Annotated in this window: 23 protein-coding genes and 1 pseudogene; 11 read left to right on the top strand and 13 right to left on the bottom strand. The window is 73.8% G+C overall.

Going from position 1 to position 26,545, the window contains the following annotated elements; genetic code table 11:
• Nucleotides 1-92: 92 nt before the first annotated feature.
• Nucleotides 93-743: a YoaK family protein gene (locus ACFV5N_RS07735; RefSeq protein WP_385595485.1), complete on the bottom strand. Its 651-nt coding sequence runs from the start codon at nucleotides 741-743 to the stop codon at nucleotides 93-95.
• Nucleotides 744-873: 130 nt separating this feature from the next.
• Between ACFV5N_RS07735 and dhaK the strand changes: the two genes are divergently transcribed.
• From dhaK to ACFV5N_RS07720, 3 genes are read left to right on the top strand one after another with little or no spacing between them, the layout of a single operon-like run.
• Nucleotides 874-1,866, top strand: a complete 993-nt coding sequence (dhaK, locus tag ACFV5N_RS07730) for a dihydroxyacetone kinase subunit DhaK (protein ID WP_385595482.1) — start codon at nucleotides 874-876, stop codon at nucleotides 1,864-1,866.
• A gap of 22 nt (nucleotides 1,867-1,888) precedes the next feature.
• Nucleotides 1,889-2,497, top strand: coding sequence for a dihydroxyacetone kinase subunit DhaL (gene dhaL, locus ACFV5N_RS07725; protein ID WP_385595480.1), 609 nt, complete (start codon nucleotides 1,889-1,891; stop codon nucleotides 2,495-2,497).
• Nucleotides 2,490-2,906, top strand: a complete 417-nt coding sequence (locus tag ACFV5N_RS07720) for a PTS-dependent dihydroxyacetone kinase phosphotransferase subunit DhaM (RefSeq protein ID WP_385595477.1) — start codon at nucleotides 2,490-2,492, stop codon at nucleotides 2,904-2,906. Before dhaL ends, ACFV5N_RS07720 begins: the two co-directional genes overlap by 8 nt.
• 111 nt (nucleotides 2,907-3,017) lie before the next feature.
• Here ACFV5N_RS07720 and ACFV5N_RS07715 read toward each other — a convergent pair whose 3' ends face one another.
• The gene (locus ACFV5N_RS07715) at nucleotides 3,018-3,641 is read right to left on the bottom strand and encodes a DJ-1/PfpI family protein (RefSeq protein ID WP_385595475.1); all 624 of its coding nucleotides are present in this window, start codon (nucleotides 3,639-3,641) and stop codon (nucleotides 3,018-3,020) included.
• Between the two features lie 88 nt (nucleotides 3,642-3,729).
• On the opposite strand from ACFV5N_RS07715, the gene ACFV5N_RS07710 reads away from it, so the two are divergent.
• Nucleotides 3,730-5,067, top strand: coding sequence for a PLP-dependent aminotransferase family protein (locus ACFV5N_RS07710; protein WP_385595472.1), 1,338 nt, complete (start codon nucleotides 3,730-3,732; stop codon nucleotides 5,065-5,067).
• A gap of 154 nt (nucleotides 5,068-5,221) precedes the next feature.
• The gene (locus ACFV5N_RS07705) at nucleotides 5,222-5,716 is read left to right on the top strand and encodes an NUDIX domain-containing protein (protein ID WP_385595469.1); all 495 of its coding nucleotides are present in this window, start codon (nucleotides 5,222-5,224) and stop codon (nucleotides 5,714-5,716) included.
• Here the strand turns inward: ACFV5N_RS07705 and ACFV5N_RS07700 are convergent.
• A complete protein-coding gene (locus tag ACFV5N_RS07700; protein ID WP_385595466.1) occupies nucleotides 5,632-6,450 on the bottom strand; it encodes a glutamate racemase in 819 nt (272 codons plus the stop codon). The genes ACFV5N_RS07705 and ACFV5N_RS07700 overlap by 85 nt on opposite strands.
• Before the next feature lie 30 nt (nucleotides 6,451-6,480).
• Nucleotides 6,481-7,719, bottom strand: a complete 1,239-nt coding sequence (locus tag ACFV5N_RS07695; protein ID WP_385595463.1) for a TerD family protein — start codon at nucleotides 7,717-7,719, stop codon at nucleotides 6,481-6,483.
• Nucleotides 7,720-7,979: 260 nt separating this feature from the next.
• Between ACFV5N_RS07695 and ACFV5N_RS07690 the strand changes: the two are divergent.
• A pseudogene (locus tag ACFV5N_RS07690) lies at nucleotides 7,980-8,486 on the top strand (DUF6643 family protein); the annotation flags it as partial.
• 325 nt (nucleotides 8,487-8,811) lie between these two features.
• Here ACFV5N_RS07690 and ACFV5N_RS07685 read toward each other — a convergent pair.
• Nucleotides 8,812-10,215, bottom strand: a complete 1,404-nt coding sequence (locus ACFV5N_RS07685; RefSeq protein ID WP_385595460.1) for a family 2B encapsulin nanocompartment shell protein — start codon at nucleotides 10,213-10,215, stop codon at nucleotides 8,812-8,814.
• A gap of 2 nt (nucleotides 10,216-10,217) precedes the next feature.
• A complete protein-coding gene (locus tag ACFV5N_RS07680) occupies nucleotides 10,218-11,633 on the bottom strand; it encodes a family 2B encapsulin nanocompartment shell protein (RefSeq protein ID WP_385595458.1) in 1,416 nt (471 codons plus the stop codon).
• A gap of 296 nt (nucleotides 11,634-11,929) precedes the next feature.
• On the opposite strand from ACFV5N_RS07680, the gene ACFV5N_RS07675 reads away from it, so the two are divergent.
• Nucleotides 11,930-14,344, top strand: a complete 2,415-nt coding sequence (locus ACFV5N_RS07675; RefSeq protein ID WP_385595455.1) for a right-handed parallel beta-helix repeat-containing protein — start codon at nucleotides 11,930-11,932, stop codon at nucleotides 14,342-14,344.
• An 85-nt stretch (nucleotides 14,345-14,429) separates the two neighbouring features.
• On the opposite strand, the gene ACFV5N_RS07670 is transcribed toward ACFV5N_RS07675, so the two are convergent.
• Entirely contained in the window at nucleotides 14,430-16,712 is a 2,283-nt protein-coding gene (locus ACFV5N_RS07670; RefSeq protein WP_385595453.1) for a hypothetical protein, read from the bottom strand.
• A 127-nt stretch (nucleotides 16,713-16,839) separates the two neighbouring features.
• Here ACFV5N_RS07670 and ACFV5N_RS07665 point away from each other — a divergent pair, with 127 nt between their 5' ends.
• Nucleotides 16,840-17,679, top strand: coding sequence for a DeoR/GlpR family DNA-binding transcription regulator (locus ACFV5N_RS07665; protein WP_385595450.1), 840 nt, complete (start codon nucleotides 16,840-16,842; stop codon nucleotides 17,677-17,679).
• Nucleotides 17,680-17,715: 36 nt separating this feature from the next.
• Here ACFV5N_RS07665 and ACFV5N_RS07660 read toward each other — a convergent pair whose 3' ends face one another.
• The gene (locus ACFV5N_RS07660) at nucleotides 17,716-18,849 is read right to left on the bottom strand and encodes a PLP-dependent cysteine synthase family protein (RefSeq protein WP_385595448.1); all 1,134 of its coding nucleotides are present in this window, start codon (nucleotides 18,847-18,849) and stop codon (nucleotides 17,716-17,718) included.
• 62 nt (nucleotides 18,850-18,911) lie between these two features.
• On the opposite strand from ACFV5N_RS07660, the gene ACFV5N_RS07655 reads away from it, so the two are divergent.
• Nucleotides 18,912-20,561, top strand: a complete 1,650-nt coding sequence (locus ACFV5N_RS07655; RefSeq protein ID WP_385595445.1) for a bifunctional 3'-5' exonuclease/DNA polymerase — start codon at nucleotides 18,912-18,914, stop codon at nucleotides 20,559-20,561.
• A gap of 16 nt (nucleotides 20,562-20,577) precedes the next feature.
• Here the strand turns inward: ACFV5N_RS07655 and ACFV5N_RS07650 are convergent, their stop codons facing one another.
• Both ACFV5N_RS07650 and ACFV5N_RS07645 read right to left on the bottom strand, forming a co-directional pair.
• Nucleotides 20,578-21,114 (bottom strand): GNAT family N-acetyltransferase, encoded by a 537-nt coding sequence (locus ACFV5N_RS07650; RefSeq protein WP_385595488.1) that lies wholly within the window; start codon nucleotides 21,112-21,114, stop codon nucleotides 20,578-20,580.
• Nucleotides 21,115-21,119: 5 nt separating this feature from the next.
• Nucleotides 21,120-22,619, bottom strand: coding sequence for a PLP-dependent aminotransferase family protein (locus ACFV5N_RS07645; protein ID WP_385595444.1), 1,500 nt, complete (start codon nucleotides 22,617-22,619; stop codon nucleotides 21,120-21,122).
• A 115-nt stretch (nucleotides 22,620-22,734) separates the two neighbouring features.
• Here ACFV5N_RS07645 and ACFV5N_RS07640 point away from each other — a divergent pair, with 115 nt between their 5' ends.
• Together ACFV5N_RS07640 and ACFV5N_RS07635 are read left to right on the top strand one after the other, a co-directional pair.
• Nucleotides 22,735-23,436, top strand: coding sequence for a YitT family protein (locus ACFV5N_RS07640; protein ID WP_385595441.1), 702 nt, complete (start codon nucleotides 22,735-22,737; stop codon nucleotides 23,434-23,436).
• 168 nt (nucleotides 23,437-23,604) lie between these two features.
• Entirely contained in the window at nucleotides 23,605-23,979 is a 375-nt protein-coding gene (locus ACFV5N_RS07635) for an RNA polymerase-binding protein RbpA (protein ID WP_026047558.1), read from the top strand.
• Nucleotides 23,980-24,106: 127 nt separating this feature from the next.
• On the opposite strand, the gene fxsA is transcribed toward ACFV5N_RS07635, so the two are convergent.
• The 3 genes from fxsA to lnt all read right to left on the bottom strand — a co-directional run.
• A complete protein-coding gene (gene fxsA / locus ACFV5N_RS07630; RefSeq protein WP_385595437.1) occupies nucleotides 24,107-24,724 on the bottom strand; it encodes an FxsA family membrane protein in 618 nt (205 codons plus the stop codon).
• Entirely contained in the window at nucleotides 24,721-25,482 is a 762-nt protein-coding gene (locus ACFV5N_RS07625; RefSeq protein WP_385595434.1) for a polyprenol monophosphomannose synthase, read from the bottom strand. Before ACFV5N_RS07625 ends, fxsA begins: the two co-directional genes overlap by 4 nt.
• Nucleotides 25,479-26,545 (bottom strand): apolipoprotein N-acyltransferase (gene lnt, locus ACFV5N_RS07620; RefSeq protein ID WP_385595431.1); only part of this gene is annotated, 1,067 nt, incomplete at its 5' end. The genes lnt and ACFV5N_RS07625, both read right to left, overlap by 4 nt.

Genomic DNA, 26,545 nt, shown 5'->3' with positions numbered 1-26,545 from the left:
GGTTCCGGCCCTGCCGCGTGCCCGGCACAACGCACCGGCCGGCCGACGCGCTCCCGTGCTCATCCGCGCGGGGCACCCCGGCGCGGCGGGCCTCAGCCGGCCGCACGCGGGCGCCGCCCGGCACCGGGGACGGCACCGGCCGCCGCGAGGACCGCCACCTGGGTGGCCAGGGCGGGCAGCAGGCCGAGCACCGGATGCCAGTGGATCAGCAGCGCTCCGGCGACGGCCCCCGCGAGCAGGGCCACCGGGGCGGCGAGCCGGCGCCGTCTGCGGGGCGGTTCGCCGACGGCCAGCGCGGTCAGGGTGCTGGTGATGACCGTGGTGGGCAGGTCGGCGACGCCGAGCCGGCGCACGGCCCCGCCCTGGAGCCCCATGGCCAGCCCGAGCAGCCCGGCCAGCGCATCGCGGGACGCCACCGGCCACACCACGACGACCAGCAGCAGCAGCGCGGTGCTCCCGCCCAGCGCCACGCTGATCCGGGCGGGCCAGCCGCCGGCCGGCGCCGTGTGCCGGGTCAGCCGCCCGGCCGCGACCGCGCCGGCCACGAACCCCAGCAGTGCGATGCCGGTGCGCAGCAGCGGCACCTCGCCGTGTCCCGCGGCGGCGAAGCCGAGCAGTGCCACGTTGCCGGTCATGTTCGCGGTGAACACCTGGTCGAGGGTCAGATAGCTGACGGCGTCCACCGAGCCCGTCGCGAAGGTGAGGGCGATGAGCAGGGTCACCCGCAGCTCGCCGTGCGCCACCGCTGCCTCCTTCCCGTGCCGGATGTCCGCTTCTCACCCTGTCCGGCCGCCGCCGGGCCCGCATCCGCCCGCTCCCCCGGACGCCGTCCGCCCGGGTGCCGTACCGGGCGGGCATCCGTAGGCTGGCCGAATGAAGATGCTGATGAACGTTCCGGAACGGGTGGTCTCCGACGCGCTGCGCGGAATGGCCCTGGCGCACCCGGAGTTGGTCGTCGACGTCGACAACCGGGTGATCGTCCGCCGGGACGCCCCGGTGGCCGGCAAGGTGGGCCTGGTCTCCGGCGGCGGCTCCGGGCACGAGCCGCTGCACGGCGGGTTCGTGGGGCACGGCATGCTGGACGCCGCCTGTCCGGGGGAGGTCTTCACCTCGCCGGTCCCCGACCAGATGGTGCGGGCCGCCGCGGCCGTGGACAGCGGCGCCGGGGTGCTGCTGATCGTCAAGAACTACACCGGTGACGTCCTCAACTTCGACATGGCCGCCGAACTGGCCGATGACGAGGGGGTACGGATCGCGAAGGTCCTGGTGCAGGACGACGTGGCCGTCACGGACAGCACCTACACGGCCGGCCGGCGCGGCACGGGCGGCACGCTGTTCGTGGAGAAGCTGGCCGGGGCCGCCGCCGAGGAGGGCGCGGACCTGGACCGGGTGGCCGCCATCGCCCGGCAGGTCGCGGACTCCTCGCGCAGCTTCGGGGTGGCGCTCAGCGCCTGCTCCACCCCCGCCAAGGGCGGCCCCACCTTCGATCTGCCGGAGGGCGAGCTGGAGCTGGGCATCGGCATCCACGGCGAGCCGGGCCGGGAGCGGCGCGCCATGATGACCTCGGGCGAGATCGCCGATGTGGCGGTGGACGCGCTGCTGGAGGATCTGCGCCCGGACGGTCCGGTGCTGGCGCTGGTCAACGGGACGGGCGGTACGCCACTGCTGGAGCTGTACGGCTTCAACGCCGAGGTGCAGCGCGTGCTGACGGAGCGCGGGGTGGCGGTGGCGCGTACCCTCGTCGGCAATTACGTGACCTCGCTCGACATGGCGGGCGCCTCGGTGACGCTGTGCCAGGTGGACGAGGATCTGCTGCGGTTGTGGGACGCCCCGGTGAGCACGCCGGGGCTGCGCTGGGGCCGCTGAGACCGGGAGGGTGAGGACCAGGATGGACGCGGAGTTCTTCCGCCGCTGGCTGACCGCGACGGCGCGGACGGTGGAGCGGGAGGCCGGCCGGCTCACCGAGCTGGACTCGGCCATCGGCGACGCCGACCACGGTGCCAATCTGCGGCGCGGCTTCCAGGCGGTGACCGAGGCCCTTCAGGCACGGGATCCGCAGCAGCCGGACACCCCCGGCGCGGTGCTGACGCTGGCCGGCCGGACGCTGGTGTCCAAGGTCGGCGGCGCCTCGGGGCCGCTGTACGGCACGCTGCTGCGGCGTACCGGCAAGGCGCTGGGGGACGCTCCCGAGGTGTCGGACGCCGACCTGCGGGCGGCGCTGGAGGAGGGGGTGCGGGCGGTCGGGACGCTGGGCAAGTCGGAGGCGGGTGACAAGACCATGCTGGACGCGCTGTACCCGGGCGTCGCGGCGCTCGCCGAGTCCTATCCGGCGGCCCGGGACGCGGCGGCGCGCGGCGCCGAGGCCACGATCCCGCTGCGGGCGCGGCGCGGCCGGGCGAGCTATCTGGGCGAGCGCAGCATCGGTCACGAGGATCCGGGGGCGGCGTCCTCCGCGCTGCTGTTCGCCACGCTCGCGGAGGTGGCGGGCGATGTCTGAGACGCGGCAGCCGATGGTCGGGATCGTGCTGGTCTCGCACAGCAAGGAGGTGGCCGAGTCGGTGGCGCGGCTGGCGGCCGGGCTGGCCGGGGGTGGCACACCGGCGCCGGTGGCGGCGGCAGGCGGCGACGCGGACGGTGGTCTGGGCACCAGCGCGGAGCTGATCACCCGGGCCGTGCGGCAGGTGGACGGGGGCGCGGGGGTGGCGGTGCTGGCCGATCTGGGCAGCGCGGTGCTCACGGTGCAGGCGCTGCTGGCGGAGGGGGACGAACTGCCGCCGCACACCCGGCTGGTGGACGCGCCGTTCGTGGAGGGCGCGGTGGCGGCGCTGGTGACGGCCTCGGCGGGGGCGGAGCTGGCCGCGGTGGCGGCGGCGGCCTCGGACGCGTACGAGTACCGCAAGATGTGACGGAGCCGGGCCGCCCCACGACCTCCCCCGGCTCCGGTCCGCTGCCCGGTGGAAGGGCGGTGAACGCCGTCTTGGGCGGCTTCCCGGCCGGCCGTTGCCCGCGACGGGCCGTCAGACCCGCGCCGGTGCGGGAGCGGGCAGGTAGGAGGCGATGTTGCGCCAGGCACGCTCGACGTAGTCCTCCTTCTCACCGACCGGGGCGACATAGCGCAGCGCGGCTTCGGCCGCTCCGTCGCCCTCCAGGCGGGCGATGATCCAGGCGGCGAGGTAGTGCGCGGCCAGGCAGCCGCCGGCGGTGGCGATGTTGTCCTTGGCGTAGAAGGGCTGATCGAGGACCTCGACGCCGGCGGCGACGACCCACGGCTTGGTGATGAGGTCGGTGCAGGCGGGGATGCCGTCGAGGAGGCCGAGCCGGGCCAGCACGAGCGCGCCCGAACACTGCGCCGCGATGAGCTGACGCGAGGGGTCCAGGCCTCGCAGGACCTTCATGATGGCCGGATCTTCGGTGACCTCGCGCGTGGCGACGCCGCTGCCGACCACGACGGCGTCAGCGGCGCACGCCTCCTCAAGCGTGGACATCTGCTCGATGACCACCCCGTTCATCGACGTCACCCTGGGGCCGGGGGTCGCGAGGGTGACGCGCCAGTCATCCGTCTTGACGCGGTTGAGCACACCGAGGGCGATCAGGGAGTCGAGCTCGTTGTAGCCCTCGAACGTGAGGATGGCGATGTGCACGACAGTTGTCCTTTCCGGATGGGAGGACCCGACGGTAAGGATCCGGGATCAGGACAGTCAAAGAATTGTCATGGATACAATCCGGTGCATGGCAGCCTCGCGCTACAAAGAGCTGGTCGACACGCTCGCGTCCGGCATCAGGACCGGGCGCCTCGCCCCGGGGACGCGGCTGCCGACCCACCGTGCTCTCGCCGCCCGCGAGGGCATCGCCGTGGTGACCGCGACCCGGGTCTACGCCGAGTTGGATGCGATGGGCCTGGTGAGCCGGGAGCAGGGCCGCGGCACGTTCGTGCGGGACATCGCGGTCCCCGCCGGGCACGGCATCGATCAGCGAGCCGTCGCCGCGGGCACGGTCGACCTCAACTTCAACCACCCCTCGCTGCCCGGCCAGGCCGATCTCCTGCGGCAGGCCCTGCGCGAGGTGGCGACCTCCGGTGATCTCGACTCGCTGCTGCGCTACCAGCCACACCGAGGACGTCCCCAGGACAGGGCCTCCGTCGCGCGACACCTGGGACGCCGGGGAATCACCGCCGACGCGGAGCAGGTCCTCATCACCAACGGCGCCCAGCACGGCCTGGCCATCACCATCATGGCCACGCTGAGCGCCGGCGACGTCGTCGCGGTCGACGCACTCACCTACCCAGGATTCAAGGTGCTCGCGCACGCCTTCCATCTCGACCTGGAGCCCATCCCCGCCGCCGCCGGCGGACCGGATCTCGATGCCCTGGAGAGGCTGTGCGCGACCCGCCCGGTGCGCGCGATCTACACCATGCCCACCCTGCACAACCCTCTGGGCTGGGTCATGCCGGCGACCGACCGCGCCCGCCTGATCGGGATCGCCCGCCGGCACGGCACGCTCATCATCGAGGACGCCGCATACGCCTACCTGGTCGAGGACCCGCCCCCGCCCCTGGCCGCGACCGCGCCGGACATCACCGTGTACGTCTCCGGGCTTTCCAAGTCCGTCGCCACCGGCCTGCGGGTCGGCTTCGTCCTCGCCCCGCCATCCGCGGTGCCCTCGCTCGAACGCGCCATCCGGGCGACCACCTGGAACACCCCCGCCCTCACCACCGCCATCGCCTGCCGCTGGCTCGACGACGGCACGGTGAACCAGCTGGAAGCGCGGAAACGAAACGACGCCAGGGCGCGCCAGACGCTCGTCAGGCAGGAACTGGAGGGCCTCCCGCTGATCGGCCATCCCTCGTCCTACTTCACCTGGCTGCCGCTGCCCGAGGACGCACGCGCCGACCGCCTGACCGCCACCCTCGCGCGCCGGCGCATCTCCGTCACCACGGCGGAGCCGTTCACCACTTCGACGCACACACCGCAGGCGATCCGCCTCGCCCTGGGCTCGGCCGATCCGGACACCCTCCGGTCGACGCTGCGCACCGTGCGCCGGGTCGCCGCCGAAGACGCCACCGCCTGAGCTTCGGGCTCCGGCGCCGCCGGCGACGCCGCCGCCGGGCCGCCGGTGCTTCCCGGCCTGCCGGGCAAGGCCGCCGGCGTCCCGCGTGCCCCAGCCGGGAGCCGTGCCCGGTGGGCCCTTACCCCCGGCGGTCCGCCTCTCCTAGGGTGGGGCCATGGCTACTCCGGATTTCATTCGTGAGCTGCGGCGCAGCGCCGGTCAGCAGTTGCTGTGGCTGCCGGGGGTGAGCGCCGTCGTCCTGGACGAGGCGGACCGGGTGCTGCTGGTGCGCCGCTCGGACAACGGCGCGTGGACACTGATCGGCGGTATCCCGGACCCCGGTGAGGAGCCGGGCGAGGCCATCGTGCGCGAGGTGTACGAGGAGACGGCGGTGCGGGTCGTGCTGGAGCGGGTGCTGTCCGTGGGGGCGACCCCGCCGGTGGAGTATCCGAACGGGGACCGCTGCCAGTACATGAACATCTGTTTTCTGGCCCGGCGGGCCGGTGGCACGGCGCGGGTGAACGACGACGAGTCCTCGGAGGTGGGCTGGTTCCCGCTGGACGCGCTGCCGCCGCTGGACGGCCTTCAGCTGGAGCGGATCGCGCGGGCGCGGTCCGGCGAGGCGGCCACCTGGTTCGCGCCGCCGGTGAGCGAGCGGGTCTCGGGGTAGCGCAGCGCGGCGTCCGGCAGGGACGCCTCCCGTCCGCCGGCCAGGACCAGCAGCGCGCCGGTGGCCGGGGCGTCCGGCGCGGGGGCCGCCCCGATGCGGCGCAGGGCCTGGGCGGCGACGGCGTCGGCCGAGCCGTACAGCGGCAGCGGGCCGAGGTGGGCGAGGCGTTCCCGGATGGGCCGGGTGACGAGTTCGTAGTGGGTGCAGCCGAGCACCAGCGCGGTGGTGTCGGGCGGGGTCAGCTCGGCGGCGGCGGCCACGGCGGCGTCGACGGCGCGGGCGTCGGCGCGTTCCACCGCGTCGGCGAGGCCGTGGCAGGGGACTTCGGTGACCGTGGCGCCGGCGGCGAACTCGGCGATCAGCCGGCGCTGGTAGGGGCTGCCGGTGGTGGCCGGGGTGGCCCAGATGGCGAAGGGGGCGCCCGCGGCGGCGGCCGGTTTGATGGCGGGCACGGTGCCGATGACGGGGATGCCCGGTTCGAGGGCGGCCCGGATGGTGTCCAGCGCGTGGACGGAGGCGGTGTTGCAGGCGACGATCAGCGCGTCGGGCCGGTAACGGGCCGCCGCCCGGGCGCAGGCGAGCGCCCGGGCGGTGATGTCCCGCGGTTCCCTGGGGCCCCAGGGCATGCCCTCGGGGTCGCCGGAGAGCAGCAGGGTGGCGTCGGGCCGCTGCCGGCGTACGGCCGCGGCGGCGGCCAGCAGTCCGAGACCGGAGTCGACGAGTGCGATCTTCACACCCAGCAGCCTACGTGCGCGGCAGGGGATTCACTTGCTGCCGGGGGTCCACTGCATGCCCCAGCCGTAGGCGTGGTCCACGGTGCGCTGCGGGCTGACCCGGGGCTCGGGCACCAGGTAGCGGGCCTCGCGCTGGACGACCAGTTCGCCGTTCTCGTTGGTGAGCAGGGCCAGGGCGCACACCGGGGAGTCGACGGTGCACTCGTCGAGGGTGAACTCGACCGGGGCGCCCTGCTGCGGGGTGAGGGTGACGGTGGCGGAGATGTCGCGGAAGCTGGCGGCGCCGGAGTAGATGGTTACGAAAATCACGATGCGACGCAGCTCACGTACGTGATCGAGATTGATGGTGAGGTTCTCGCCCGCGGCCACGGCGCCGGTGCGGTCGTCGCCGTCGAGGTGGATGTACGGGGGCTGGTGCAGCGCGCCGAAGGCGTTGCCGAGGGCCTGGACGACGCCCTTGCGGCCGTCCGCCAGCTCGAAGAGGGCGCACAGGTCCAGGTCGAGGGCGCCGCCCATGGCCTTGCTGAACCGCTGCTTCCAGCTCTGCTGCTCCTGGACGCGCTCCTGCCAGTTGAGGTTGACGCGGATGGTGCCGGAGGTGGCGCCCTGCTTGGCCAGGGAGATGGTGGGGGCGCTCTTGGTGAGGGTGACCTTGCTCAGCCGGACGGGCGCGGCGGCCGGCGCGGGAGCGGACGGCGGGGCGGCCTGGGCCGGCACGGGCGCGGGGGCGGCGGCCGGAGCGGGTGCCGGGGCGTCGTCCACGGAGATGCCGAAGTCGGTGGCGAGACCGGCGAGCCCGGAGTCGTAGCCCTGGCCGACCGCGCGGAACTTCCAGCCGCCGCCGCGCCGGTACAGCTCGCCGAGCACGAAGGCGGTCTCGGTGCTGGCGTCCTCGCTGTCGAAGCGGGCGAGTTCGGCGCCGGTGTCGGTGTCGAGGAGCCGGATGTACAGCCCCTGCACCTGGCCGAAGGCCCCGCCGTCGGCGGAGGCGGCCAGCACCACGGTCTCGATGCCGGGCTCCACGGAGGCCAGGTCGACGCTCAGCCGGTCGGCGACGACCGCGCCCGCGGGCTGCTTGCCGTCGTACCGGACGGCGCCGGAGGCGTGCCGGGGCTGGTTGTAGAAGACGAAGTCCTCGTCGGAGCGCACCTTGCGGTGGGCGAGCAGGAGGGCCGAGGCATCCACGTCGGGGGCGCCGGAGGCGGTCTGCCAGCCGATCTCGACACGTACCGACCGTGCCGTCACCGGGACATTCGCACCTTTGAGCATCTTCGCTTCCTTCGCGTCGGGTGGCCGGGCCGGCGCCGTTGTCCTCGGGGCGCTTCATCAACTATGCCACCACGGTGTCAACTGCCCTCGGGGACGCCCCCGGTGCTCCGCGGACCCCGGCACGTGATCACCCATCGGATGCTTTTCTCCGGTTTTCCCGGTATTCACGGGTATCGCGTGCTCGGGGTACCTCCAGGGACGGCAAAAGAGCGGCCAATCGCTCTCCCCAACCACCTCACGGTGGGCTTAACTTATGGAGCATGACCTCCCCGCGCCCCTACGGCGGTGGCTACTCCTCACCGTCATTCCCTGACACGCCCATCTACGACAGGTTGGTGGCCGAGCGGGGAACCCCGCAGATCGCCCCCATCCGGGTCTCGCTGCCCTACGACCAGTTGCACGGATTCCCCTCCAGTGGGCCCGCGCCGAGCCCGCAGCCCGCCCTTCCGGCGCTGCCCGCGCTGCCCTCGGCCGTCTCCGCGCCCGCCGCGCCGGCCGCGCAGCAGCACGGTTACCCGTCCGGCGGGTACGGCGACCACCACGCGGCGATGCCGGTGCGCCAGCAGCTCCCGGCGCCCGCGCCGCAGGCGCCGGCCGCCTACATACCCCAGCAGACCCCGGCCCAGCGGCCGTACCCGGGCCAGCAGGGCGGTCCCGCCCCGGCCCCGCAGCAGATGCGTCCGGCGGCCGCGCCCCGGCCGGCCGCGCCGCGCCCGATGCAGCCGGGCGGCGGCTACGGCTATCCGAACCAGGGGCACAGCCAGGGGCAGGGCCAGAACTACGCGCAGGCCGCCCAGCCGTCACCGGGGTACCAGGGTCAGTACCCCGGACAGCAGCAGCCGCACCAGCAGCAGCACCCGTATCCGGGTGCCGCCCCGCAGGGCCAGGGTCAGGGTCAGGGGCACCAGGGCGGCTACTGGAGCGAGCAGTAGGGCCGGGGCGCGGGTCGGACCGGCGAGGCCGTGCCTGCGCCGGTCGTCTCCGGTCACCGCGGCCGCGTCCGCCGGGCGGCCCGGCCCGTGCGGGGGAGCCGGGCGAATCCCCCGCGAGGGCCGGTGGCCGTCATGTCCGAAAAGCGGCGGCGGAAAGCGGTCAGATTTCCACGTCCTCCAGAATGCCGAGGGCGTCGGGCACCAGCACGGCGGCGGAGTAGTAGGCACTGACGAGGTAGGAGATCACCGCCTTGTCGTTGATCCCCATGAAACGGACGTTGAGGCTGGGTTCGTATTCATCGGGAATTCCCGTCTGGTGCAGCCCGACGACGCCCTGGTTCTCCTGCCCGGTGCGCAGCGCCAGGATCGAACTGGTACCGGCCGGGGTCACCGGGATCTTGTCGCACGGCAGCAGCGGGATACCGCGCCAGGACCGCAGCCGTACCCCGTCGACCTCGGTGTCCTGCGGGTAGATGCCCCGTGCGCTGCACTGCCGGCCGAAGGCGGCGATGGTGCGCGGATGGGCGAGCAGGTACTGGGTCTTGCGGCGGCGTGCGATCAGCTCGTCGAGGTCGTCGGGGGTCGGCGGCCCGGTGCGGGTGTGGATGCGCTGGCGCAGGTCGGCGTTGTGCAGCAGGCCGAACTCGCGGTTGTTGACCAGCTCGTGCTCCTGCCGCTCGCGCAGCGCCTGCACGGTCAGCCGCAGCTGCTGCTCGACCTGGTCCATGGGTTCGCTGTAGAGGTCGGCGACCCGGGTGTGGACCCGCAGCACGGTCTGCGCGACGCTCAGCTCGTACTCGCGGGGGTGCAGGTCGTACTCGACGTAGGTGCCCGGGAGTTCGGGCTCCCCCGCGTGGCCCGCGACGAGCGCGATGTCGGCCTCGCCGCGCTTGTTGCGGGCCGGTGCGTCGCGGGTGGCCGCGGCCACCGCGTCCAGATGGCCGCGCAGCACGGGCGCCACATCGGCCACGGCCCGTACCCGGGCGAGCGGCAGGGCGAGCACGGTGGCGCGGGTGACGGCCTTGAGGGTGTGCGGCCAGCGGGTGGGGCCGGTGGCGGCCAGGGCCTCGTCGCCGGTGTAGTCGCCGTCGGCGAGGGTGCCGAGTTCGGCGGCGTCGTCGTAGGCGGCGGGGCCGAGCTTCCTGATCTTGCCGTGGGCGATGAGCAGCACCTCCTCGACGGTGTCGCCGAGGGTGGCGATGCGGTCGCCGGGCCCGTACTCCCGCTGTTCGCAGTGGCCGGCCAGGGTGGTGAGCAGTTCCTGGTCGGTGAGCCCGTGCAGCGCGGGCAATTCGGTGAGCTGGGCCGGGATCACCCGGACCTGCGCGCCGGAACTGACGAATTCCACCCGGCCGTTTCCGACGGTGTGGCTCAGGCGGCGGTTCACCCGGAAGGTGCCGGCCGACACCTGCACCCACGGCAGGATTTTCAGCAGCCAGCGGGAGGAAATCCCCTGCATCTGCGGGGGTGTTTTGGTGGTGCTGGCGAGATTGCGGGCGGCCGCGGTGTCGAGACTGGTGGCGGAGCGTTCCGGCACGGCGGCGGGATCGGTGGAGGTGGTCATGGTCAGTGCCCGATCTCCACGTCTTCGAGGATGCCGAGCGCGTCCGGAACGAGTACGGCCACCGAGTAGTAGGCGCTCACCAGATAGGAGATGACGGCCTTCTCGTTGATGCCCATGAAACGGACGGAGAGGCTGGGCTGGTATTCGTCGGGAATCCCGGTGCGGTGCAGCCCGATCACCCCCTGGTTCTTCTCCCCGGTGCGCAGGGCGAGGATCGAGGTGGTGCCCCGCTCGGTGACCGGGATCTTGTCGCAGGGCAGCACGGGGACGCCGCGCCAGGCGGGGACGGCGTGGCCGTCGATGTCGGCGCTGCCGGGGTAGAGGCCGCGTTCGCTGAGCTGCCGGCCGAAGGCGGCGATGGCCTTGGGGTGGGCCAGGATGACGCTGGGTTCCTTCCAGACGGAGGCCAGCAGGTCGTCGAGGTCGTCGGGGGTGGGCGGCCCGGAGCGGGTGTGGATGCGCTGGCGCAGGTCGGCGTTGTGCAGCAGGCCGAACTCGCGGTTGTTGACCAGCTCGTGCTCCTGGCGCTCGCGCAGCGCCTCGATGGTGAGGCGCAATTGCTCCTCGACCTGGTTCATCGGCTCGTTGTAGAGGTCGGCGACCCGGCTGTGGACGCGCAGCACGGTCTGGGCGACGCTCAGCTCGTACTCGCGCGGGCTGAGGTCGTAGTCCACGAAGGTGCCGGGCAGTTCGGGCTCTCCCGCGTGGCCCGCGGCGAGTTCGATGGCGGATTCGCCGTGCGCGTCGTAGCGGCGGGCGGCCTCGCGGGTGCCGGCTTCGGCGAGGTGGGCGCGCAGGGCGGCGGAGCGGTCCCGTACCCGCTCGAACGCGGCCCGGTCCAGGGTGAGTACGGTGCCGCTGGTGAGCGCGGTCAGACCGTGTTCCAGGACGCCGGGGTCGCCGTCGGCGAGGGCGGCGTCGCCGTAGAAGTCGCCGTCGGCGAGCACCCGGAACTCGGTCTCGGAGTCGTAGAATCCGGCGCCGCGCTCGCTGAGCTTTCCGTGCGCGATCAGGACCACGGTGTCGGCGGGGGCGCCGGCTTCCAGGATCGTTTCTCCGGGAACGAAATCGCGCTGCACACAGGCGGCGGCCAATTCCCCGAGAACGTCGGGGTCGGTGAATCCGGCCAGCGGCGGGAGTTCGCCGAGTTCGGCGGGGATGACGCGTACCTCGGCGCCGGTGGACACGAATTCCACCCGGCCGTTTCCGACGGTGTGACTCAGGCGGCGGTTCACCCGGAACGTGCCGCCCGAAACCTGCGTCCAGGGAAGAACTTTGAGCAGCCACCGGGAGGTGATCCCCTGCATCTGCGGGGGCGTCTTGGTGGTGGTGGCGAGATTACGGGCGGCCGCGGTCGCCAGGCTCAGCTGGGAGTGCGGCTCGGCGCCCTGCGCGGACGGATCCGTCGAAGTCGTCATGGAGCGAGACGGTAGGAGGAGCGAAAGTCCTACGGCAATCACTCAAAAGAGAGCGGCATTTGAGGATTCTCGTAAAATCATCAGGGGTAACCCGGCGGTCACCCCTGGACTTTCCTCACACTCCGCCATCGGGACCTCACCATCCGTCACTCTCCCGGGCGAGGGCGATCGGATGTGCGAGATAGGGTTTACGCAGGCCGCTGCGGTCATCCCATCAGCCCGCAGCACGCTACGGTGGGTCCTCGTACGCGTGTCAGCGCGCTCCGTCATCGCATCAGGTTGGGGCACACAAGTCCATGGCAGAAGGCTCGGTCCAGGTCACGCACACCGGAACTTCCCGCTGGCGGCGCCGGACCGCCGTCTATGGCACCGTCGCCGAAGCCCTGGCCGCCGCCGCCGACGGCGACATCCTGGTCCTGGGCCCCGGCACCTACCGCGAGAACCTGGTGATCGAGCAGTCCGTCACCGTACGCGGCCCCGAGGAGAAGGACGGCTCGGCGCGCATCGCCCCGGCCGAGGGCGTACCACTGACCGTCCGCGGCTCCGCCATCGTGCAGCGGCTGCGCATCGAGGGCCAGGACATCGCGGCCCCCGCCGTCCTCATCGAGAACAGCACCCCGGAACTGAGCGAGTTGCTCATCCGCACCTCCTCCGCCTCCGGCATCGAGGTGCGCGGCGGCGCCCGGCCCACCGTGCGGCGCTGCGAGGTCAGCAACGCCACCGGCGTCGGCATCGGCGTCGGCGACGGGGCGGGCGGCCTGTTCGAGGAGTGCGAGGTCGCCGAGTCGGGGCAGGCCGGTGTCTCGGTCCGCGGCCCGGCCCATCTGCGGCTGGAACGCTGCCGGGTGCGGCGCGGCCAGGGCTCGGGGCTCTCCGTGGTGGGCGGGGACAGCGCGGTGGACGCGGTGGACTGCGACTTCCACGACATCAAGGGCGCCGGGATACGCCTGGCGGACCGCGCCACCGCCCATCTGACGGACTGCCGGGTCAGCGCCACCACGGGGGACGGCGTCACCCTGGAGTCGGACGCCGTTCTGACCCTGACGGACTCCGAGATCCACGACATCCCGGAGAACGCCCTGGATCTGCGGTCGCGTTCGGTGCTCACCCTGGTGCGCTCCACGGTGCGGCGCTTCGGCCGCAACGGGGTGTCGGTGTGGGACCCGGGCACGCACGTCGACGCCCATCACACCCGGATCCACGAGTCGACCGGCGACTATCCGGCGGTGTGGGTCAGCGACGGCGCCACGACCGTCCTGGAGTCGTGCACCGTCGATCATGTGCCCGACGCGCTGTTCGTGCTGGACTCCGGGTCGCGGGCCGATGTGGTGGACAGCGAGATCGAGCACGTGCGCGGTTCGGCGATCTCGGTGAGCGACGGGGCCACCGCCCGGGTGGAGGCCACCCGGATGCACCGGGTGGGCACCGGCGCCTGGTTCCGGGACCAGGGCAGCGGCGGCACCGTCACCGGCTGCACCATCGACCAGGCGACCACGGGCGTCATCATCAGCAAGGACGCCGATCCGGCCGTCGAGGACTGCGTCATCACCGCGCCCGCCGAAGCCGGCTTCTACGTCTCGGCGCGCGGCCGGGGGACGTTCACCCGCTGCCGGGTGACGGGCTCGCGCGGCTACGGCTTCCACATCATCGACGGCTGCCGCAGCGAACTCATCCGCTGCCGCACCGAGCGGTGCTCGCGGGGCGGCTACGTGTTCTCCGAGAACGGCCCGGTGCTGACCGACTGCCACAGCGACGAGGCGATCGCCCCGGGCGACCGCGTGGCGGCCGAGCCGGCCGCGCCCGCGGTCCCGGCGCGGGCCACCGCGACGGCGACGGCGCAGGCCCAGCAGCCGGCGGCGGCCGAGGCGGACACCGCGCCGGACGCGGCGCCGGTGGCCGAAAGCCGCCCCTCGGACGAGGTACTGGCCGAACTGGAGTCCCTGGTCGGCCTGGACAGCGTCAAGCTGGAGGTCAAGGCCCTCATCGACATGATCGAGGTGGGCCGGCGCCGCCAGGCGGCCGGGCTCAAGGCCGCCTCGGTCCGCCGCCACCTGGTGTTCACCGGCGCCCCCGGCACCGGCAAGACCACGGTGGCCCGGCTGTACGGCGAGATCCTGCACTCGCTCGGCGTGCTGGAGCGGGGCCACCTGGTGGAGGTCTCCCGGGTGGACCTGGTGGGCGAGCACATCGGTTCGACCGCGATCCGCACCCAGGAGGCGTTCGACCGGGCCCGCGGCGGCGTGCTGTTCATCGACGAGGCGTACGCCCTCTCCCCCGAGGACGCCGGACGCGACTTCGGCCGCGAGGCGATCGACACCCTGGTCAAGCTCATGGAGGACCACCGGGACGCGGTCGTGGTGATCGTGGCCGGCTACACCGCCGAGATGGAGCGCTTCCTGGCCGTCAACCCCGGTGTGGCCTCCCGTTTCTCCCGCACCATCACCTTCGGCGACTACAACGCCGAGGAACTGCTGAGCATCGTCAGCCGGCAGGCGGGCGAGCAGGAGTACGAACTGGGCGAGGGCACCCGCGAAGCGCTGCTGAAGCACTTCACCGACCTGCCCAAGGGCCCCACCTTCGGCAACGGCCGCACCGCGCGCCAGACGTTCGAGGCGATGGTCGAACGGCACGCGGGCCGGGTGGCCCAGCTGCCCGACCCCAGCACCGAGGAGCTGACCCTGCTGTACCCGGAGGATCTGCCGCCGCTGTAGGAACGGCGGGAGCCGGTGTCCCGTGCCCGGCCGCTGCCGTCCGGTGCCCGCCGCCGATCCGGTGGCGCGCCGGGCACCGCGTCCGCTACGCCTCCGCCTCCACCGTGCCCGCCGCCTCCCCCGGCTGCTGGCGCGGCACCGCCGGCTCCGGGCGGCCGGCCGCCAGCCGCTGGAAGAGCGCCGCCCGGGTCTCCGCGAAGGCCGGGTCCGCGGCGTAGTCCCCGTGCCCCAGGATCGGCTCGGGCAGCGGCCGGCGCAGATTGCGCCCGTAGTGCAGCGGGTCGGGCAGCGGGCCCACGTCCACCGAGGACCGGCCCACCGGTCCGCCGATCGGATCGGTCTCCCGCCACAGATTGCTCCAGCACGTCATCTCCTCCCCCAGCGCCGCCAGCCGCCGCGTCCCGAAGTACGCCGGGAACCAGCGGCTGTACAGCCGCTCCAGCGGCGAACCGTACGTCAGCAGCGCCACCCTGCTGCGGGTCGCCTGATCCAGCTGCCACACGGCGGCCGCCGCCAGCACACTGCCCTGCGAGTGCCCGGAGATGACGACCCGGCCGCCGGTCGCGTCGATCCAGGTGCCCATCCGCCAGGACAGATCGGGCACCGCGCGCTCCGCGTAGCACGGCGGCGCGAACGGATGCGCCGCGCGCGGCCAGAAGGTGCCCACGTCCCACAGGATGCCGACGGTACGCCGCGCCCCCGCGTCCTTGTACGCGCGGCGGCCCACCGCCAGCAGGGCCAGGACCAGTATTCCGGCCAGCCACGCCCCCAGGGTCTGCGAGAACTCCGCGAACGCCGCCACCGGTCCGGGCGCGTCCGCCGCCACCACCGCGGGCGGCTCCCCGGTCAGCGCGCCGGCCACCACCGCGAGTCCGAGCACCACCGAGGCCGCCGTCAGCCAGCCGATCAGCTGCGGCGCCGAGTCCGTGGCACCGGCCCGGGCGATGGCCGAGGCGATGGCACGGCTGCGCTCGCGATCCGGCGCGCAGCTCTCGTCCGGGTACCGGGCGCGTACGCCGGGCTCCAGCGCGGCGCGGCGGCGCAGCACCGACCGCAGCGCCGCCGCCCCCAGCACCAGCAGCACCACCAGCAGCGCCGGGATGGTGCTGGACTGCCAGCTCAGCTGCACCGGCGGCCCGGCGATCACCGCGTCGGCGGAGCCGGTAAACGCGGACCCGGGCTCCAGCCAGGCGCCGAGCCACTGCACCACCGCGCCGGTGAGCATCCCGGCGAGCGCGCAGGCGATCATCGCCACCGACGCGCCACCGAGCCCCAGCAGCGCGCCCCGGTCCATGCGCGGCGCGTTCCGGTGCAGCCAGAACGCGGTCAGCGCCAGGCCCAGGACGAGCGCCCCCTGGACGATGGCGAGCACCGGGTAGAAACCGTCACCCGCGGGCAGCGCCCCTTCCGCCTCCCAGTGCGGCCGGCTCCACCCGGTGTGCACCAGCGTCACCGCAAGCAGCGCCAGCGCCGCCCAGGGGAGCCCGCTGACGGCCACCGGGGTCTCGGACTCGTCCGGTTCCTCCTCGCTGCGGCCGTGCCCCTTCTCCATGGCCGCCACCGCGATCCAGCCACCGGCGGTCAGCCCGGCCAGCAGCCACCACCCCACCGTGCGGTCGGCGGTGCCCGTGGCGGTGAGCAGCACGGAAGTGACCGTGAGCAGCCCGGCCGCGGTGTGCGCGGCCCGCAGCCGGCTCACCAGGGTGCGCCCGTACCAGAAGCCGGGCAGGCTCAGCAGCGGCCGGTCGGGGCCGTCCGGCAGGGCGCGCACCGGCGGCGAGGCCGACTCGTACGCGCTCCAGGTGCGGTGCGACAGCCACCACAGCAGGGCGACCAGGGCCAGCGGCACGGTGGCGGCCAGGGCGAGCCGGCGGCCCGGCTGCGCCCACCAGCCGCCGTCGGGGCCCCAGAAGCCGAGCCAGGAGGTGTGGGCGGTGCAGGCGGCCGAGGCGCCGCACTGCCAGGCGACCAGGTCGAGCGCCGCCGAGCAGGCCCCGGCCACCAGCAGGACGGTGAGGGAGAGGGCGACGAGCCGGACCAGCAGGTCGTAGAGCCGCTGGGTGCGCCGGGTGCCGCGCACATCGGGGCGCATCCAGTGGGCGAGGTTGACGACCATGAAGGGAAGTAACAGCAGCCACAGGGCGCGTGCGCCGTTGCCCGAGGTGAGGTTGGACCAGGAGTAGGCCTCGCGCAGCGGGGTGGTGTCGCTCCAGGGCCGGTCGGCCGCGTCGTCCGTACGCCGGTGCAGCGAGGCGGTGTTGTCGCCGGTGACGCGGGTGGTGCGGGGGTCCTCCAGCATTTTCTGGGGGGTGGTGCCGCCGACTCCGTGCACCAGCAGTTCCACCGCGGGCTCCGGTGAGGTGTTCATGCTAGAAGGCTTCTCCGCGTCGGTGGTGGTTCGAACATGCGAAGATGACTCCTTCAGCAGCCAATGGGGCGAACGCCGGGGGCTCCCGCGCACGCGCGGACGCCCCCGGCACCCCGGAGAGGATCCCGTGGCCGACAACCAGAACCTGCTGGCTGGGCAGCGACGCGCCCTGATCCTGGAGGAGGTTCGCCGCCGAGGCGGAATCCGGGTCAGCGAGTTGACGCGGATGCTCCAGGTCTCGGACATGACGGTGCGGCGCGACCTGGACGTGCTCGCCCGGCAGGGCACTTTGGAGAAGGTGCACGGCGGGGCGGTCCCGGTCGACCAGGCCCGTACCCACGAGCCCGGCTTCGAGGCCAAGTCGGAGCTGGAGCTGACCGCCAAGAGCGACATCGCCCGCGCGGCGGCGTCCCTGGTCGTGCCCGGCACGGCGGTGGCGCTCGCGGGCGGCACCACGACCTTCGCGGTGGCCCAGCAGCTCGTGGACATCCCCGATCTCACCGTGGTCACCAACTCGGTGCGGGTGGCCGATGTGTTCCACGCCGCACGCCGCCCGGCGGAGGGGCGCGGCGTGGAGAGCGGGGCGGCCACCGTGGTGCTGACCGGCGGGGTGCGTACCCCCTCGGAGACGCTGGTCGGCCCGGTCGCGGACGCGGCCATCGGCTCGCTCCACTTCGACGTGCTGTTCCTCGGGACGCACGGCATCTCGGTGGAGGCGGGCTGTTCCACGCCCAACCTCGCCGAGGCGGAGACCAATCGGCACTTCATCCGCTCGGCCCGCCGGGTGGTCGTGGTCGCGGACCACACCAAGTGGGGGACGACGGGGCTCAGTTCGTTCGCCTCGCTGGACGAGGTGGACACCCTGGTGATGGACGCGGGGCTCGCGTCCGACGACCGGGAGGAGATCGAGGAGCACGTCGCCGAACTGATCATCGCCGGGCCGGAGCCGGCGGGCGCGGCCGGCTGAGCCGGGCGGCGGCCGGGCCCGGGCCCGGCCGTGGCGTCAGCAGTTCCAGCGGCCGGTGCGCAGGAAGCCGTCGATGGCGCGGCGGTACGGGGCGATGTCAAGTCCCTGCCGCGCCAGCCATTCGTCCGAGTAGTACTTGTCGAGGTAGCGGTCGCCCGGGTCGCAGATCAGGGTGACCACCGAGCCGGTGCGCCCCTCGGCCACCATCTCGGCGACGATCTTCAGGGCGCTCCACAGCCCGGTGCCGGTGGAGCCGCCCGCCTTGCGGCCGATGGCGCTCTCCAGGGCGCGTACGGCGGCCACCGTGGCGGCATCCGGCACCTTCATCATCCGGTCGATCGCGCCGGGGACGAAGCTGGGTTCCATCCGGGGCCGGCCGATGCCCTCGATGCGGGAGGCGTTCTCGCTCACCGCGCACGGGTCGCCGGCCAGCCAGCCGTCGTAGAAGCAGGAGTTCTCCGGGTCGGCGACGCAGATGCGGGTGTCGTACTGCATGTAGTGCACATAGCGGGCGAGGGTCGCCGAGGTCCCGCCGGTGCCCGCGGTCGCCACGATCCAGGCGGGCTCCGGATAGCGCTCCAGGCGCAGTTGCTGGTAGATCGACTCGGCGATGTTGTTGTTGCCGCGCCAGTCGGTGGCCCGCTCGGCGTAGGTGAACTGGTCCATGTAGTGCCCGCCGGTCTCGGCGGCGAGCGCGGCCGACACGTCGTACACGGTGGCCGGGTCGTCCACCAGATGACAGGTACCGCCCTGGAACTCGATGAGTTCGGTCTTGGCCCGGCTGGTGGTGCGGGGCATCACGGCGATGAACGGCACGCCGACGAGCCGCGCGAAGTACGCCTCGGAGACGGCGGTGGAGCCGCTGGAGGCCTCGATCACCGGGCGGCCGGGCCGGATCCAGCCGTTGCACAGGCCGTACAGGAACAGCGAGCGGGCCAGCCGGTGTTTGAGCGAGCCGGTGGGGTGGGTGGACTCGTCCTTCAGGTACAGGTCGATGCCCCACGCCTCGGGCAGCGGGAAGAGCAGCAGATGGGTGTCGGCGCTGCGGTTGGCGTCCGCCTGCACCTTGCGCACCGCGTCCTTCAGCCAGGCCCGGTAGGCCGGGTCGCTGCGGTCGGTGTCCCCGGTCGCGGCGACGGGCGGGCGGGTCTGCTCTTCAGGGCTGCTCACGCCGCGATCATAGGACGCGTCGTTCCCGCGCGGTGTCGGTACCACCTGCCAGAATCGAGAACGTGTACGAATACGGGGGCCGGTGGGCCCTGGCGGAACAGCCGGACGGCTCGGCCCTGGTGTGCGCCCTGGACGACCGGGGCCGGATCGGCGGCCCGGTGGCGCGCGAGCCGGACGCGGCCACCGCCGTCGCGGCACGGCCCCGGGTCACCCGCTGGGTGTGGCGCTCCACGGCCGCGCTCCACCCCCGGCTGCTGGCCGCCGGGGTGCGGGTGGAGCGCTGCTACGACGTGGAACTGGCCGAGGCGCTGCTCCTCGGGTACGACGGCCGCTACGGCCTGCCCCGTTCGCTGCCCGCCGCCTTCGCCCGGCTGCGCGGGCTGCCCGTCCCCGAGGATCCGCGGCCCGCCTCGGCCGACACCGGCCAGCCCTCGCTGTTCGACACCGGACCGCCGCCGCTGCCGGCCGGCACCGACCCGCTGACCGCGCTGGTGGAGGTGTACGCCGACCAGTTGGAGCGCACCGCCCGGGCCGCGCACCCGGGTCGGCTGCGGCTGCTGCTCGCCGCCGAGTCGGCCGGCGCCCTGGTCGCCGCCGAACTGACCCACGCCGGACTGCCCTGGCGCGCCGACCTCCACCGGGCGATGCTCGACGAACTGCTCGGCGAGCGCTACCCCGGCGGGCAGGAGACCCGGCGGCTGGCCGAGCTGGCCGAGGAGATCTCCCGCGCCTTCGGCCCCGGGCAGCGGGTGCGGCCCGATCTGCCGGCCGACATCATCCGCGCCTTCCGGGGCGCCGGCATCACACTCACCTCCACCCGGGCCTGGGAGCTGCGGGAGATCGACCATCCGGCGGTGGCCCCGCTGCTGGAGTACAAGAAGCTGTACCGCATCCACACCGCGCACGGCTGGTCGTGGCTGCGCACCTGGGTCAGGGACGGCCGGTTCCGCACCGCGTACGTGCCGGGCGGCACCCCGTCGGGCCGCTGGACCTCGAACGGGGGCGGGGCGCTCCAGATCCCCCGGGTGGTCCGGCGGGCGGTGGTCGCCGACCCGGGCTGGCGGCTGGTGGTGGCGGACGCGGACCAGCTGGAGCCGCGCGTCCTGGCGGTGATCTCCGGGGACCGGGGCCTGATGGAGGTGGCGGGCTCGGCCGCCGACCTGTACACGGCGCTGTCCAGGAGCGCGTTCTCCGGCGACCGCGAACAGGCCAAACTGGCCCTGCTCGGCGCGATCTACGGTCAGACCTCCGGCGACGGCCTGCGGTATCTCGCCGATCTGCGCCGCCGTTTCCCGGCTGCGGTCGCCTATGTGGACGAGGCGGCCCGCACCGGCGAGCAGGGCGGCCTGGTGCGCACCTGGCTGGGCCGCACCTGCCCGCCGGAGCCACCGGCCGACGACTGGTCCGACACCTCCCCCGCCGCCCGCGCCCGGGGCCGCTTCACCCGCAACTTCGTGGTCCAGGGCAGCGCCGCCGACTGGGCGCTCGTGCTGCTCGCGGCGCTGCGCGGCGCGCTGCGGGGGATGCGGGCCGAGCTGGTGTTCTTCCAGCACGACGAGGTGATCGTGCACTGCCCCGCGGAGGAGGCCGACGCGGTGCGCGCCGCCCTGGACCGGGCGTCGGTGACGGCGGCGGAGACGGTCTTCGGCCGCACCCCGGCGCGCTTCCCGTTCACGACGGCGGTGGTGGAGTGCTACGCGGACGCCAAGTGAGCGGCCCCGCGGGCGGTCAGCCGGCGGCCGGCCCTGCCTCCGCCGCCGGCCGGCGCATGCAGACCCGCGGCCACCGATCGAGCCCCAGTTCCCGTTCGTGGGCGCGGATCGCCCGCAGGCCCGGGGTCAGCTCCGCCTCGGTGAGCGGACGGAAGCCCAGCCGCGCGTAGTACGGCGCGTTCCACGGCACCTCGGTGAACGTGGTCAGCGTCTGCGCCGTGCCCGGCCTGGCCGCCGCGTCGATCAGGGCGCGCCCGATGCCGCGCCGGCCCCACGCCGGGTGGACGGACACCTGCTCGATGTGGACGGCGCCGTCCACCTCGTCGGCCAGCAGATAGCCGACGGCCTCGCCCGGCCCCGCGCCGTCCGGCAGCGCGAGCCACAGCCGGCCCGCCCGGCGGTAGCCGTCCAGGACGGCGGGCGAGGGCGGCGCGTCGTCCGCGATGGCCGCCATGCCGAGCGCCCGGAACGGCTCCCCGGCCGCCCGCTCGATCTCCCGCAGCCGCTCCAGCTCCGCCGCCGTGCCACCGGCCGCCGCGGCCCGGATGACGATGTCGCTCACGAGATGTACCCCCTCGGTGTCTGCGCCGTCTGCGGCGCGCCCTCGGCGACGAACCGCGCCGCCGCCGCCAGTCGGGCCGCCGCCTCGGACGCGGTCGGCTCCCCCACGGTGAACGGGATGCGCAGATAGCCCTCGAACGCCCCGTCCACGCCGAACCGCGGCCCGGAGGGCACCCGCACCCCGAACCGCTCCCCCGCGTCCGCGATCCGCGATCCGGACAGCCCGCCGGTGCGCACCCACAGGGTCAGCCCGCCGGAGGGCACCGCGAACTCCCACTCCGGCAGCCGGGCCCGCAGCGCGGCCACCACGGCGGTGCGGTGCGCGCGGATCGTCTCCCGGCGCTGGGCGACGGCCGCGTCCCAGCCGCCGTCGGTCATCAGCGCGGCGACCGCCAGCTGTTCCAGCACGGGGGTGCCGAGATCGGCGTACGCGCGCCGGGCCACCAGCGCGCGGATCACCTCGGGGGTGGCGCGGACCCAGCCGATCCGCAGGCCGGCCCAGAACGACTTGCTGGCCGATCCGACCGTGACGACCGTCGAGCCGCCCGGGTCGAACCCGCTCACCGGGCGCGGCCCGGGCTCCCCCGGCGGGCGGTCCAGCGCCAGATCGGCCATCGTCTCGTCGACGACCAGGACGGTACCGGCCGACCGTGCCGCCGCGACCAGCTCCCGGCGCTGCTCGTCGCTCGCCAGCGCGCCGGTGGGGTTGTGGAAGTCGGCCACCACGTACGCCGTCCGGGGCGCCGCCTCGCGCAGCACCCGCCGCCAGCCGGCCAGGTCCCACCCGCCCAGGCCGTTGTCGAGCAGGGGCACCGGGACGAGCCGTACCCCGGCCTCCCGCATCAGCTGGAGCACGTTGGCGTAGCTGGGGTGTTCGACCGCCACCCGTTCGCCGCCCGGGGTGAACATCCGGCAGATCGCGGCCACCGCGCCCATCGCGCCGGTGGTCACCATGATCTGTTCGGGCATGGTCGGTACCCCGCGCGCGGTGTACCGGTCGGCCAGGGCGCGGCGCAGTTCGGGCAGCCCGGCCGGGAAGTCGCCGTGGGTACCGGCGGCCGGTCCCAGGGTGGCGAGCGCGCGCTCGAAGCCGCGGGAGAGCCAGGGCTCGGGCGCGGGCAGCGCGGCGCAGCCCAGATCGATGACGCCTTCCGCCGATTCGGGCGGCAGCGGGTCGAGGGCGCGGGTCGGCAGCGGCCTGCCGGGCGGCACCGCCGTCCAGCTCCCGGCGCCGCGCCGGGACTGGAGGAAGCCGTCGGTGCGCAGCGCGTCGAAGGCGGCGGCGACGGTGGTGCGGCTCACGGAGAGCGCGGCGGCCAGTTCGCGTTCGGCGGGCAGCCGGGCGGCGACCGGGACCCGGCCCTCCAGCACCAGCAGCCGGACGCCGTCGGCCAGGTTCCGGTAGGCGGGGGCGCGCCGGCCGCCGGGCGCGCCCTTCTGGGAGCCGAGGAGCCGGGCCAGCTGGGCGGCACCCACGGTTGAGGTCCACTGGGGCATCGGTTGCGGGCCACCTTCCCTCGATTGGCCATGGCAGGCGAATCCAAACGCGTCCCACAATGCCATGGTTCAGTCCACCGGGAGAACCCCCGCACCACCGTCATCAGGAGTCCAGATGCACCGGACCCGCCGGCTCGTCCAGTTGTCCGTGGGGCTCGTGCTGTACGGCACCGCCTGCGCGCTGCTGGTCCGTTCGGAGCTGGGCACCAGCCCGTGGGACGTGCTCCATCAGGGGGTTTCCCGGCAGACCGGGGTGAGCATGGGCACCGTGTCGATCACGGTCGGGGCGCTGGTGCTGCTGCTGTGGATCCCGCTGCGGGAGCGGCCGGGGGTGGGCACGGTGGCCAATGTGTTCCTGGTCGGGCTGTCGCTGGACGCCGCGCTGCGGGTGATCCCGGAGCCGTCCGGCTGGGCCGCCCGGGTGGCTCTGCTGGCCGGCGGGATCGTGCTGCTGGGGGCGGCGACGGGGCTGTACATCACCGCCCGGCTGGGCTCGGGGCCGCGGGACGGGCTGATGACGGGGCTGCACCGGGTGACCGGCCGCTCGGTGCGGCTGGTGCGCACCTGCATCGAGGTGACGGTGCTGGCCGCCGGTTTTCTGCTGGGCGGCACGGTGGGCGTCGGCACGGCGGTGTTCGCCCTCACCATCGGTCCGGTGGCACAGTGGTTCCTGCGGCTCTTCGGCAGGATGTTCCCGTCGCCACCCGAGCGGATGTCCGACCGGATTTCGACGCGGGAGCGGCAGCCGGGTATTCTACGCGTTCGATCCCACCGGACGGACCGTGACCATGAGCCATCCTGTGCGGACGCCGGGTGACATCTCAGCCCTGATGTGACAAACCGGACGCTGGTGGGTACAAGAAGAGGCGGCACGACGGGCGACGCATGACCCACACGGGAATCTTTACCGCCGACCGGACGTTGACCTGACCGATGACGACAGCGACACCTGTCCTGTGGGCGATGAGCCCGGGAGGCACGATTCATGAGTGAGCGAGCTCTTCGCGGCACGCGGCTCGTGGTGACCAGCTACGAGACCGACCGCGGCATCGACCTGGCCCCGCGCCAGGCCGTGGAGTACGCATGCCAGAACGGACATCAATTCGAGATGCCGTTCTCGGTCGAGGCAGAGATCCCGCCGGAGTGGGAGTGCAAGGTCTGTGGTGCGCAGGCCCTGCTCGTGGACGGCGAGAGCCCCGAGGAGAAGAAGGGCAAGCCGGCCCGTACGCACTGGGACATGCTGATGGAGCGGCGTACGCGGGAGGAGCTGGAGGAAGTGCTGGCCGAACGGCTGGCGGTCCTGCGCTCCGGTGCGATGAACATCGCCGTGCACCCGCGCGACAGCCGCAAGTCCGCCTGACGACAGCCGGACCGGGAGCGGCGCAGAGCGTCGCGGAAGGGCCCGGGTCACCTCATCGGTGACCCGGGCCCTCGGCTGTTTCCGTCCCGGCCGTACGCCGGACGGGGGGCGTACGGAGGGCGTGCGGTTACGGCCGCCCGCCGTCCCCGCGCCGGTCCCCCGGACCGCCCTCGTCCTCGTCCACGACCTCGCCCTGCACGACCTTGCCGTCCGGACGCCGCATCCGCATCTGCTGCTGCGCGGTCCGCACATCGGTGAACACCGCGCCCACCGGACCGGTGCTGCGCCGCAGCCAGCGTCCGCCCAGCCGGGTGAGCAGCGCGGCGGTCGGCGGGAAGACCAGCAGCAGCCCGAGCAGGTCGGAGACCAGCCCCGGCACCATGATCAGCAGACCGCCGAGCATGGTCAGCGCGTTGCTGCGCCGCCGCCCCTCCGGCTCCTGGCGCTCCTTCGCCGGCCCCGGCTCCTGCGCGGCCTTGACGCTCGCGGTCAGCTGCTGCCAGGCACGCCGCCCGGCGCCCTTGATCACCAGGGCGCCCACCAGCAGCCCGCCGGCCAGGATCAGGAAGACGGTGAGCCCGCCCCACGCCTGTCCGACCAGCGTCAGCAGCCAGATCTCCAGCACCGCCCAGACCGCCACCCCCAGGGGCAGCAGAGGCCGGGACCGGCGCCGGGTCGCCACGGAGTGCGCGCCGGAGGGGCGCCCGCGGGCGCCTTCGTACGGGTTCGGGAAGCCGCTCGTCATGATTCCAGTGTGCCGGTCCCGGTCAGTTTCCTGAACCGGGACGCCACGCCCCACGCCGTCACCCGCCACAGCGCCTCCACCACGATGTCGCGGCTCATCTTGCTGTCGCCGTACGAGCGCTCCACGAAGGTGATCGGCACCTCCGCCACCCGGTGCCCGGCCCGCACCGCCCGGTGGGCCAGATCCACCTGGAAGCAGTAGCCCTGCGAGGCCACGTCCGCCAGCAGCCCGGCGTCCAGCACCGGGGCGCGGAAGGCCCGGAACCCGCCGGTGACGTCCCGGATCGGCAGCCCCAGCAGCAGCCGGGAGTAGGTGCTGCCGCCCCGGGACAGCAGCTCCCGGTACTTGGGCCAGTGCACGATCCGGCCGCCCGGCACCCAGCGCGAGCCGATCACCACGTCCGCGCCGGCGCGCACCGCCCGCAGCAGCCGGGGCAGTTCCTCCGGCTGGTGGGAGCCGTCGCCGTCCATCTCCACCAGCACCCCGTAGCCGCGCGCCAGACCCCACTCGAAGCCGGCGAGATAGGCGGCGCCCAGCCCTTCCTTGCCCCGGCGGTGCAGCACCTTGATCCGCTCGTCCGCCGCGGCCGCCTCGTCCGCGATCTTGCCGGTGCCGTCCGGGCTGTTGTCGTCGGCGACCAGGATGTCGCACCCGGGGGCCGCCCGGCGCAGCCGCTCCAGCAGCGGCGGCAGGTTCTCCGCCTCGTTGTAGGTCGGGATGATCACCAGAACCCGGTCCAGGTCCGGGCCCTCGGTCACCTCGCCGCTCCGGCGTCCGCCGCCCCGTCCCCCTGCTCGCCCCGCCCCTGATGGACCCGCCGTCTCGCCCGCACCGGCACCCACAGCCAGGCCAGCAGCCCCAGGCCGGCCAGCGCCCACTCGGGCGCCGCGCCCACCCGGTCCGCGACCGTACGGGCGTCCCGCAGCGGCAGCTCACCGACCAGGACGTCCTGGGTGAACTCCTCGGTGACCTGCTCCACGGTGCCGTCCGGCGCCACGATGGCGCTCAGCCCGCTGGGCGCGGCGGTCACGATCGCCCGGCCGTGCTCGACGGCGCGCAGCGAGGACATCGCCAGTTGCTGCTCGGGCTGTCCCGTCCTGCCGTAGGTGGCGTTGTTGGTCTGGATGACCAGCGCCCGCGCCCCGGCGTTGACGGTGTCCCGCACGATCCCGTCGTAGGCCACCTCGAAGCAGATCACATCGCCGAGCCGGGCCGGGCCGACGTCCAGCACCCCGGTGCGGTCCCCGGGGTAGAAGTCGCGGGGCACCCGCTCCAGGCGCGAGATGAAGGTGCTCAGCTGCTCGCGGAAGGGCACGTACTCGCCGAACGGCACCGGGTGCTGCTTGGTGTACGAGGCGCCGGGCCCGGTGACCGGGTCCCACACGATGCCCTGGTTCTCGACGTACCCCTCCTCGGTGGGGTGGTCGACCAGCGCGCCCACCAGGACCGGCACCCCGACCGCCGCGACCGCGCGGTCGATGGCCTGCCGCGCCTCGGGGTACTTGTACGGGTCGAGGTCGGAGGCGTTCTCCGGCCAGATCACCAGGTCCGGCTGCTCGACCCGGCCCGCCGCGACATCGGCGGCCAGCTGCTCGGTGGCCTCGACATGGTTGTTGAGGATGAGCATCGGGCGGCCGAGGAAGTCCATGCCCGGCTGCTGCACATTGCCCTGCACCACGGCGATCCGCACGGTGTCGGCGGCGTCGGTGCCCACCGGCACCGCGTACCCGGACAGGCCGACGGCGGCGGCGAGCGCGGCCGCGCCGGCCACCGGCAGCGCCCGCCGCGGGGCGGGCCGCCCGCCGCCGCCCCGGGCGGCCC

This window comes from Streptomyces sp. NPDC059853, from assembly GCF_042731495.1.
GTDB lineage: Bacteria > Actinomycetota > Actinomycetes > Streptomycetales > Streptomycetaceae > Streptomyces.
This window is presented reverse-complemented; position numbering and strand designations above follow the sequence as displayed.